8 protein-coding genes are annotated in these 8,872 nt (G+C 68.0%); 2 read left to right on the top strand and 6 right to left on the bottom strand.

Going from position 1 to position 8,872, the window contains the following annotated elements; all coding sequences use genetic code 11:
* Positions 1–156: 156 nt before the first annotated feature.
* Positions 157–822: a glutathione S-transferase family protein gene (locus tag ACOQFS_RS06780; protein WP_421562139.1), complete on the bottom strand. Its 666-nt coding sequence runs from the start codon at positions 820–822 to the stop codon at positions 157–159.
* Positions 819–1,283 (bottom strand): DoxX family protein, encoded by a 465-nt coding sequence (locus tag ACOQFS_RS06785; RefSeq protein WP_421562140.1) that lies wholly within the window; start codon positions 1,281–1,283, stop codon positions 819–821. Before ACOQFS_RS06785 ends, ACOQFS_RS06780 begins: the two co-directional genes overlap by 4 nt.
* A 77-nt stretch (positions 1,284–1,360) precedes the next feature.
* Here ACOQFS_RS06785 and ACOQFS_RS06790 point away from each other — a divergent pair, with 77 nt between their 5' ends.
* Complete coding sequence (locus ACOQFS_RS06790) at positions 1,361–2,245, top strand: LysR family transcriptional regulator (RefSeq protein WP_421562141.1); 885 nt, start codon at positions 1,361–1,363, stop codon at positions 2,243–2,245.
* 44 nt (positions 2,246–2,289) lie between these two features.
* Here the strand turns inward: ACOQFS_RS06790 and mtgA are convergent, their stop codons facing one another.
* The 4 genes from mtgA to ACOQFS_RS06810 all read right to left on the bottom strand — a co-directional run bounded on the left by mtgA (position 2,290) and on the right by ACOQFS_RS06810 (position 7,125).
* Positions 2,290–3,024, bottom strand: a complete 735-nt coding sequence (gene mtgA, locus ACOQFS_RS06795) for a monofunctional biosynthetic peptidoglycan transglycosylase (protein WP_421562142.1) — start codon at positions 3,022–3,024, stop codon at positions 2,290–2,292.
* 144 nt (positions 3,025–3,168) lie between these two features.
* Positions 3,169–4,011: a shikimate dehydrogenase gene (gene aroE / locus ACOQFS_RS06800; protein WP_421562143.1), complete on the bottom strand. Its 843-nt coding sequence runs from the start codon at positions 4,009–4,011 to the stop codon at positions 3,169–3,171.
* A gap of 101 nt (positions 4,012–4,112) precedes the next feature.
* Positions 4,113–4,973: an energy transducer TonB gene (locus ACOQFS_RS06805; RefSeq protein ID WP_421562144.1), complete on the bottom strand. Its 861-nt coding sequence runs from the start codon at positions 4,971–4,973 to the stop codon at positions 4,113–4,115.
* Positions 4,974–5,040: 67 nt separating this feature from the next.
* Complete coding sequence (locus ACOQFS_RS06810) at positions 5,041–7,125, bottom strand: ribonuclease catalytic domain-containing protein (RefSeq protein WP_421562145.1); 2,085 nt, start codon at positions 7,123–7,125, stop codon at positions 5,041–5,043.
* 109 nt (positions 7,126–7,234) lie between these two features.
* On the opposite strand from ACOQFS_RS06810, the gene ACOQFS_RS06815 reads away from it, so the two are divergent.
* Positions 7,235–8,794, top strand: a complete 1,560-nt coding sequence (locus tag ACOQFS_RS06815; RefSeq protein ID WP_421562146.1) for a PglL family O-oligosaccharyltransferase — start codon at positions 7,235–7,237, stop codon at positions 8,792–8,794.
* The last annotated feature ends 78 nt before the right edge of the window (positions 8,795–8,872 follow it).

Consider the following 8,872-nt stretch of genomic DNA (forward strand, 5'->3'; position numbering starts at 1 on the left):
CCCCCCCGCAAGCCACTTGCCCGAAGGGTTGGAGTGAAGTCGGGCGATTGACCCCACCGGCCGCTTGCCTGGGCATGTGCCCATCCGGCGCTCCCGGCGCATCCACTCATACCGATTGCACTCCACTGCGATCTTCAAAATGACATTGAACAGGCTCTAAGCCATGCGGCGGCTGATTGCGGAGTCCCGTCCGCGCAAGAAGGCGCTCAGCAGCAGGGGGTAGTCCGGACTCGCCGCCATCGCCACCGACCGTCTGCCCATCAGTGCACTGCGCCAGTTCTGCAGCCTGGCCAGCCCTTGCCAGAATCCGAAGTCCTCGATCTGGTCGAAGACATCGAAGTACCGAAAGACCGGCCCGAACACGGCATCGACCATGCTGAAACGGTCGCCGGCAAAGTACGTGCTGCCGTCGTGCAAGGCTTCGTCAAGCCGTGCAAAGCGGCTACGGATGTCCGCTGCGCGGGCCCGCAGCGTGGACTCGTCGGGCGCGTTGTAAAACGCCGCGATGAGTTGGAGCACCACCGAACCAAACTCCATCCACGAGCGGTGCTCGGCGCGGCGCAGTGCTTCGGCCGGGTGCAGTCGCGGAAGCGCCGTGTCTTCAAGGTATTCGCAGATCACGGCAGACTCGAAGATCACGTCATCGCCGACGAGCAGCAAAGGTGTCTTGCCCATGGGCGAGATCTTGAGAAACCAGTCTGGCTTGTTCGACAAGTCGATGTCGCGGCGATGGAAAGGGATGCCTTTCTCGATCAGCACGATGGCTGCACGCTGAACATAGGGGCACAGCGGGTGCGACACCAGCACCAGGGGCGCGCTCATTGTGCAACCCCTTCGCCGCGCCGTGGCCCCTTGGGCGGAATCCGGCCTTGGGGCGCCATGAAATCGCTGCGCCGGATCGCGGCCGCGCCATCGCCCATCAGCCAGAGCGCCACCGAGGCCGCGAGCAGAAACACCGGGTACTCCCAGCCGCCGCCCGCGCTGGTATGCACCCATCCGTTGGGCACGTGCACCCACGCCGCCACGGCCATGATGGGTGTGAGCGCCAGCGCCACCTGCCGGGCGTAGATTCCGAGCAGCAGGGCGATGCCACCCACAAGTTCGACAGCGAAGACCGGATAGGCCAGGAAGCCCGGAAGGCCGATGCTGGTGAAGAAATCCGATGTACCGGACAACGTGAAAACGAAGAGCTTGAGCAGCGCATGGGCGATCCACATGATGCCCAGGCTGGCGCGAAGAAGCGCGACACCCAGTGGCTGGAATGGCGAGGGGGACGAGGTCATTGATATCTCCGAAGTGGTGAACCTGCAGAGACTTTAAGATTGCATCCGTGAAACAACCATAGGCACCTCCGCACGAAATGATTGCAAAAACGCAAGAGCGACTGACCGCAGCGGACCTGGAGGTCGCGCTGGCGCTGGTACGAAACCAGACGCTGGGTGCCGCCGGTGATCACCTGGGTGTGGATGCGTCCACCGTGTTCCGTACGCTGCAACGGATGGAGCGCAGGTTGGGCCAGCCCTTGTTCGAGCGCAGCCGGGGCGCCTATGTGCCGACAGAGCTCGCCGTCGAACTGGCAGGGCATGCCGAGGCCATGGAGACGGCGCTGGAGGCTGCCCGCTCCTGCGTGGAGTCAGAGCCGTCGCAAATCTCCGGCACGGTGCGCATCACCACAACGGACACCGTGCTGCATGGCCTGGTGGCGCCGGCCCTGGCGGGCCTGCGCGCAGAGCATCCTTTGCTCGGCTTTGAGTTGCACACGGGCAATGAGCTGGCCAGCCTCACCCGGCGGGATGCCGACATCGCCGTCCGGGCCACCAAGCGGCCGCCGCCGCACCTGATCGGGCGACAGATCGGCCCCATCCGGGCGGCGCTGTATGCGGCCAGACGCGGCGAGGTGCGGCGCTATGCCCAGGTCGAGGCCGGGGCATGCGACTGGGTGGCGCCCGACGATGCGTTGCCCGAGCACCCGTCCGTGGTCTGGCGAAAACGACACTTCCCGAAAGTGCTGCCGCGCTATCGCGTGGGCAGCATCCTGTCAGTTCTGGAGCTGGTCGCCTTGGGGCTGGGGGTGGGAATCGTTCCCCTGTTTCTCGCGGAGGGGCGCAAGGACGTGGTCCGCCTGACCGATCCCCTTGATGAGTGCGAAACCCAGCTGTGGCTGCTCACCCATCCGGAGGCGCGCCATCTCCGCCGGGTAGGCGCGGTTTACAGCCATCTGGGCGCAGCCCTGTCGATGCCGTAGCGCGCGCGGGTGGGCCGCCTGCACGGGCGGCTGGCTGCTCCGCATCAAGGCAGCTCCGCACTCCCCATGCGCGCCAGGATCGTGCGCGTGCGCCCCGCCAGATACGCCGACCCCGGCGTTTTCTCAAACCGTTTGGGCGCAGGCAGCATCACGGCCAGTCGGGCGGCCTCGGTGGCGTTGAGCCGGGAGGCGCTCTTGCGGAAATAGTGCTGGGCGGCGGCCTCGGCGCCGAAAACGCCTTCACCCCATTCCACGTTGTTGAGGTAGATCTCCAGGATGCGTTGCTTGGGGAGCAGCTGCTCCAGCGCCAGGGTCAGCACGAACTCCTGGCCCTTGCGCAGCAGGGTGCGTTCGCCCGACAGCAGCAGGTTCTTGGCCAGCTGCTGGGTGATGGTGGAGCCGCCCCGGATCTTGGGGGCCCGCACCGGGCGCTCGGGGGCGCGGGCCTGGGCCTTGCTGGCCTGGGCTTCGGCCTTGGCGTTGCGCTCCCAGGCTTTTTCGATGGCGTTCCAGTCCACGCCGTCGTGGTTCACAAAGCTGTCGTCTTCCGATGCGATCACCGCGCGCTTGAGGTGGTCGGAAATCTCGGCGTAGGGCACCCACTGCTGGCGCCAGGGGATGCTGCCCTTGCTGGACAGCAGCGTCCAGGCCTCCGAGCGCTGGAAGGTGGTGGATTCGGGGGCCACGGCCGCCATGGCGGCGATGCGCAGCACGAAAAACAGCTGCAGCCCCACCAGGGCGAGCAGCACCAGGCCCAGCCAGCGCAGCACGGGTTTCATGGCAGCTTGTCTCCCATTGTTTGGTGTTGCTTACCAGGTGGAACGAGCCCACTCCACCCGTTCATGCTGAGCTTGTCGAAGCGCTGCGCGAGGCTTCGACAGGCTCAGCCCGAACGGTTGTGCAGGTGCACGTGGCCCCATGGTTCAAGCGGCCTGCTGCTGCAGTTCCTGCAGCACCTGGGCCGAGGGCGGGCGCACGCCGCGCCACAGGGCAAACGCTTCGGCGGCCTGCTCCACCAGCATGCCCAGGCCGTCGCGCGGCACGGCGCCGTGCGCGCGGGCCCAGTCCAGGAAACCGGCGGCCGCCGGGCCATACATCATGTCGTAGGCCAGCGCACCCGGGCGCAGCACGCTGGCGGGCACGGGTACCTCGGCACCGGCCATGCTGCTGGCCGTGGCGTTGATGATCACATCAAAATTGGCCTCCAGCGCTTGTGGGGTAAGTGCCAGAAGCTCTGATTTTTGTAGCGATGCAAGTGCGCCATGGCTGGCCACCAGCGCCTGGGCCTTGGCCAGGGTGCGGTTGGCCACCGTGATGTGGGCGGGGCCCGCCTGCAGCAGCGGGCCCAGCACGCCGGCGGCGGCGCCACCCGCACCCACCAGCAGCACGCGCGCGCCCTGCAGGGCCACGCCGGCGTTGCGGGTGATGTCGGCCACCAGGCCCAGGCCGTCGGTGTTGTCGGCAAAGATGCTGCCGTCCGGGCGAAACACCAGGGTGTTGGCGGCGCCTGCCAGCTGGGCGCGCGGGCTGCATTCGGCGGCCAGCGCCGGGGCCTCGAACTTGAAGGGCACCGTCACATTGCACCCGCGCCCGCCCTCGGCCACAAATGCGCGCACACCGTCGGCAAAGCCGTCCAGCGCGATCAGGCGGCGCTCATAGCGCAGGGTCTGGCCCGTCAGCGCGGCAAACCGGGCATGGATGTCGGGCGAGCGGCTGTGGGCCACGGGGTGGCCCATCACGCAGTACAGGTCGGGTGAAGAAATCATGGGGTGGTTACAAAGCGGGGGCGCGGGCGGCGTTGGCAGGGCCTGCGATGGATCCATCAACAAAGGGCGGCAAGGGCCTGGCGCGGCGGGCTTGCGGCGGGTTACCTCACCACGGTTTCCAGCGTCTGGTCGCGGGTGAACTTGAAGCGCGCCACCATCGCGATCTGGTCGGCCTTCTGGCGCATCTCGGCGTTGAAGGCGCCGAAGGGCCCGGCCGCGCGGGCGATGGCCTCGGCGCGGCGGTCCAGGGTGGCGTTGCCCGAGCCCTGTACCACTTCGGTGCCCAGCACGCGGCCATCGTGGTTGACGGTGACGATCATGGTCAGCTCGCCATACAGCTTGCGGCCGCCTTGCTCGGGGAAGTTCTCGGTGCCCTTGTCTTCCACCTTGCGGCGCAGGGCGTCGTAATAAATGGCGTAGGCCTCTTCGCGGGTGGCGGGGCTGATGTAGCGCTTCTTGGGGCGCGAGTTTTCTTCGTTGATGCGCTTTTCGATCTCGGCCAGCAGCTTGACGAGCTGGCGGCGCTTCTCCTGCTCATTCGCCTGGTCGGCGCTCTGGCTGGGCTTGCGCGGGTCGGGTTCGGGCATGGTGGCCAGCTGCTTGCGCAACTGGGCCAGCAGCTGGGCCTGCTGCTCCTGCATGGCGTCCATCTTGCGCTGCGCTTCTTCGTAGTCGTCGCCCACGGTGGTCAGCGCGGTGTAGGGCAGCGGGCTGGTCGCGCGGCCCTTGGCCGCCTCGCCGCCGCCGGCCAGGTTGGCCTGGGCAATGGCCTGGGCCTTCTCGGGGCGCTCGTTGGATTTGGCGTTGACCAGGATGACTTCGAGCGGCGTGTCCTGGAACACGCGGTTGAAGCCCGCCGGGTCGACAAACCGCACGGTGATGAGCGCAGCGTGCACGGCCACAGAGACGCCGAGCGCCAGTTGCAGCGTGCTGAAGGTGCGGAGGAAGGTGGGCAGTTTCATCGCATTGCAGGCATCGGCCGCACGGGTTGCACGCGCCAAGCGCAGGGCGGTGCGGCCAAGGCGCCCATTATGAAGTGGCGGTTGCGGCGGCAGCCGCGGCAGGCTCGGCCTCGTTCACGTCCACCGCAATGGCAATGGGGCCGGCCACGGTGTCGTCGTCTTCGTCTTCTGCGTCCGGCACCGGGCCGTCATCGCTGGCGTCGGCCGGGTCGTCCAGGCGCTCGACCACGGTGCCGTGGATGTCGAGCGTGATCTCATCGACCTCGCCCAGCTTGACCTTGAGGCGCGCGCCGCGCGGCAGGTTCTGCGCGCCCAGCACGGGAAAGACCAGCGGAATGTCGTCCGCCCGCACCAGAAAGCTGCCGCCCGGGCCTTCCTTGAAGACGGTGGCGTTCAGCTCGGTGATGCCGTTCTGCTCCACGTATTTCAGCGTCCAGAACCGTTCCATGCCGGCCTGGTAGCCGTTGTAGGCGCTGTAGGCGGCATCGAAGCTGCTGATGATGGAGAACAGGTCGGCGTCCTTGGGCTTGAAGGGCGCGGCCAGCGCGGCGGTCTTGCCGTGGCGGGCGCAGGCAATGATCTGCCACTGGTTGACCAGGTCGGTGTAGCGGCGCAGCGGCGACGTGGCCCACGAATAGGCTTTGACACCGATGCCTGCGTGCGGCAGCGCCTTGGTGCCCATGCGCACCTTCACGCCCGGCGCCATGCTGGCCTGGCTGCGGTAGATGCCGGGCACGCCGAGTTCGGCCATCCAGCTGCCCCAGGTGCTGTTGGCCACGATCATGGCCTCGGCCACGATCAGATCGAGCGGCGCGCCGCGCTGGCGCACGCTGATCTGCACCTGCTCGCTACCCGTGGGCTCGGCACCGTTGTTGCCAACGAGGCGGAAGTTGTAGTCCGGCCGGTTGAAGTTCTCGGGCTTGCCGCGCACCACCTCGCGGCGGGCTTTCAGGTCCTTGGCCAGTCGATATAAAAATGATAGCTGTGGGCGCAGATCAGATAAGCGCTGGGGGTCATTTTGATGCTCAAAACCCGGGTTGGTGAGCCAGTCCTCGGTCACCACAGCGTCGAGCTGGTCGTGGCGCAGGTTGGCCGCCACATGCACGCGCTCCAGCTTGGTCTCGGAACCCTTGAACTCCAGCGTCGCCTCGTCGAGGGTCACGTACAGCGACACGGCGGGGTTGGCGCGGCCTTCGTCCAGCGTGTAGGTCTGCACCACGTCGTCGGGCAGCATGGTGATCTTGTAGCCCGGCATGTACACCGTGGACAGGCGCGCGCGGCCCAGCTGGTCGACGGCGCTGCCGGGCTGGATGGCCAGGCCCGGCGCGGCGATGTGGATGCCCAGCACCACCGTGCCCGTGCCCAGCCCTTGCACCGACAGCGCATCGTCGATTTCGGTGGTCTGCGAATCGTCGATGGAGTAGGCCTGCGCGGTGGACAGCGGCAGTTCGTCCGCAATGACGGGCGCGGTGAGCGCGGGGAAGCCCGTGCCCTTGGGGAAGTTCTCGAACAAAAAGCGCTTCCAGTGGAACTGGTAGGCCGAGTCGATGGCCCCGGCCTTTTGCAGCAGATCGAGCGGCGCGGTGTGCGTGGCGCGGCTGGCTTCGACCACGGCCTTGTACTCGGGCGCGTTCTTGTCGGGCTTGAACAGGATCTTGTAGAGCTGCTCGCGGATGGGCTGCGGGCATTCGCCCCGGCCCAGCTGCGCGGCCCACTCGTCGATCTGCGCGAGCACGGCCTTTTTCTTCTCGATGGCGGCCAGCGCCTGCTGCAGGATCTCGGCGGAAGCCTTCTTGAACCGGCCCTTGCCCGCGCGGCGGAAGTAGTGCGGCGCGTCGTACAGGCGGAACAGGGCGCCAGCCTGTTGGGCCAGGGTTGCGTTCTCGGAGAAGTAGTCGCGCGCCAGGTCGGCAAAGCCGAATTCGTCTTCGGGCGCGAATTCCCAGGCCAGGTCCAGCTCGATGGTCTCGGCCACGGCCTGGGCCTGGGCGATGAGTTCGGCGGGGGCGGGCTTGTCGAACTTCAGGAGGATGTTGGCGGCTTTGACCTTGACCCGCTTGCCCGAGTCCAGCTCGACCTGGGCAGATGTGTCGGCTTCCGACAGGATACGGCCGGCGAGGAATTTGCCGGCTTCTTCAAACAGTGCGTGCATGGCGGCGATTGTCCCATGGGCGGCAGGGAGGGCTGCCGCGCGGCGGCCGGGGCGTCGTGCGCGCAGCCCTATCATCGCCAGCTGCCCATGACTGCCTTTTTCTGCTGAGATGCCTCTTTTTGCCGCACCGTTGTGCGTCGTTGCGGTCGCCTGGCCCTTCCTGTTCGCCTACACCGACTCCCCCATCTCCAACTTCTGGCCCCTGCTGAATGCCTGGGTGTGTGCCGGTGTGCTGTTGGCCGCCTGGGCGTGGCGGGTGCGTGCCGACGGGGTGGCGGGCTGGGCGCGTGCGGGGGCGCCGCGAGCGCAGCCCCTTGCGGGGGGGCTGCTGCTGGCGGCCGTGGTGGCGGGTTGCATCGGCTTGGCGCAATACGCGGTGGGCGACGTGGGGCTGCAGCCCTGGGTCCATCCTTCGCAGCCGGGGCAGGCGGCGGGCAACCTGCGCCAGCGCAACCAGCAGGCCACCTTGCTGGCCCTGGGGGCCTGGGCGCTGTTGTGGTGTGTGTTGCACGGCCCGCTGCGCAGTGGCGCGGCCCAGGGCGTGCGGCGCGCGGCGGCCGTGGTCGGCATGGTGTTTCTGGCGGTGGCCGCGGCGGCCACGGCGTCGCGCACGGGGGCGGTGCAGTGGGCGCTGGTGGCAGTGCTGGCGGTGATGTGGCGGCGCACCGGGCGCGGCGGGGCCGCGCGCCTGGCCGTGCTGGGCTGCGGCGTGTTTCTGGTGGCGGCCTGGGTGCTGCCCGAGCTGCTGTGGCGCTGGCAGGGCGTGCGCGCCGACGCGTTGTTCCACCGCTTCACCGACACATCGCCCGGCTGCACGAGCCGGCGGGTGCTGTGGTCCAACATGCTCACGCTGATCGCCCAGAAGCCCTGGGTGGGCTGGGGCTGGGGCGAGCTGGACTATGCGCACTATGTCACCCTGTTTCCGGGCGACCGCTTCTGCGTGCTGCTGGACAACGCCCACAACCTGCCGCTGCACCTGGCGGTGGAGCTGGGGCTGCCGACGGCAGCGCTGGCGTGCGCGGCCGTGGCGGGCTGGGTGCTGTGGTCACGGCCCTGGCGCGAGCAGCAGCCCGGGCGCCAGCTGGCCTGGGGCGTACTGGCGTTGATTGGGCTGCACAGCATGCTCGAATACCCGCTGTGGTACGGCCCCTTTCAGCTGGCGGCGCTGTTTGCGGTGGGGGTGCTGGCCTGGCCCGCCGCTGGGGCGCCGCACCGGCCGGGTGCCGGCAGGGGCGCATGGCCGCTGGCCGGTGTGCTGGGCGGCGCGGCGGTGCTGGTGTGGGGCGTGTGCGCGCTCGCGGCGTGGGACTATTTCCGTGTAAGCCAGCTCTACAAGGCCAACACCGCCCGCGCCGCCGCATACCGCGACAACGTGCAGGCCAAGGTGACCAGCTCGGTGCTGTTCACCCACCAGCTGCAGTTTGCGCGGCTCACCACCACACCGCTGACCCGCGACAACGCCGAGCCGCTGCACCGCATGGCGCTGGACCTGCTGCACTACTCGCCCGAGCCGCGGGTCATCCAGGTCGTGATCGAAAGCGCGGTGATGCTGGGCCGCGACGACGAGGCGGCCTTCCACATGAAGCGCTACCGCCTGGCCTACCCCAAGGAATATGCGCGCTGGACCGCAGCGTCGGCGCCCGCGGCGTCATCCGCCGCCAGCCGTTGAGCCTCAGAGCCTGTTCAATGTCATTGTGGAGTCGCACAAGGCACTTGCCCGAAGGGTTGGAGTGAAATCGGGCGATTG

It is taken from the genome of Paracidovorax sp. MALMAid1276, from assembly GCF_049198005.1.
Classification (GTDB): Bacteria; Pseudomonadota; Gammaproteobacteria; order Burkholderiales; family Burkholderiaceae_C; genus Acidovorax.

What these genes read in the sequence shown, in the direction of transcription:
- aroE (WP_421562143.1), bottom strand. Translation starts at nt 4,011, where the DNA reads ATGATTTCTTCACCCGACCTGTACTGCGTGATGGGCCACCCCGTGGCC.
- ACOQFS_RS06805 (WP_421562144.1), bottom strand. Translation starts at nt 4,973, where the DNA reads ATGAAACTGCCCACCTTCCTCCGCACCTTCAGCACGCTGCAACTGGCG.
- ACOQFS_RS06780 (WP_421562139.1), bottom strand. Translation starts at nt 822, where the DNA reads ATGAGCGCGCCCCTGGTGCTGGTGTCGCACCCGCTGTGCCCCTATGTT.
- ACOQFS_RS06790 (WP_421562141.1), top strand. Translation starts at nt 1,361, where the DNA reads ATGATTGCAAAAACGCAAGAGCGACTGACCGCAGCGGACCTGGAGGTC.
- ACOQFS_RS06810 (WP_421562145.1), bottom strand. Translation starts at nt 7,125, where the DNA reads ATGCACGCACTGTTTGAAGAAGCCGGCAAATTCCTCGCCGGCCGTATC.
- ACOQFS_RS06785 (WP_421562140.1), bottom strand. Translation starts at nt 1,283, where the DNA reads ATGACCTCGTCCCCCTCGCCATTCCAGCCACTGGGTGTCGCGCTTCTT.
- mtgA (WP_421562142.1), bottom strand. Translation starts at nt 3,024, where the DNA reads ATGAAACCCGTGCTGCGCTGGCTGGGCCTGGTGCTGCTCGCCCTGGTG.
- ACOQFS_RS06815 (WP_421562146.1), top strand. Translation starts at nt 7,235, where the DNA reads ATGCCTCTTTTTGCCGCACCGTTGTGCGTCGTTGCGGTCGCCTGGCCC.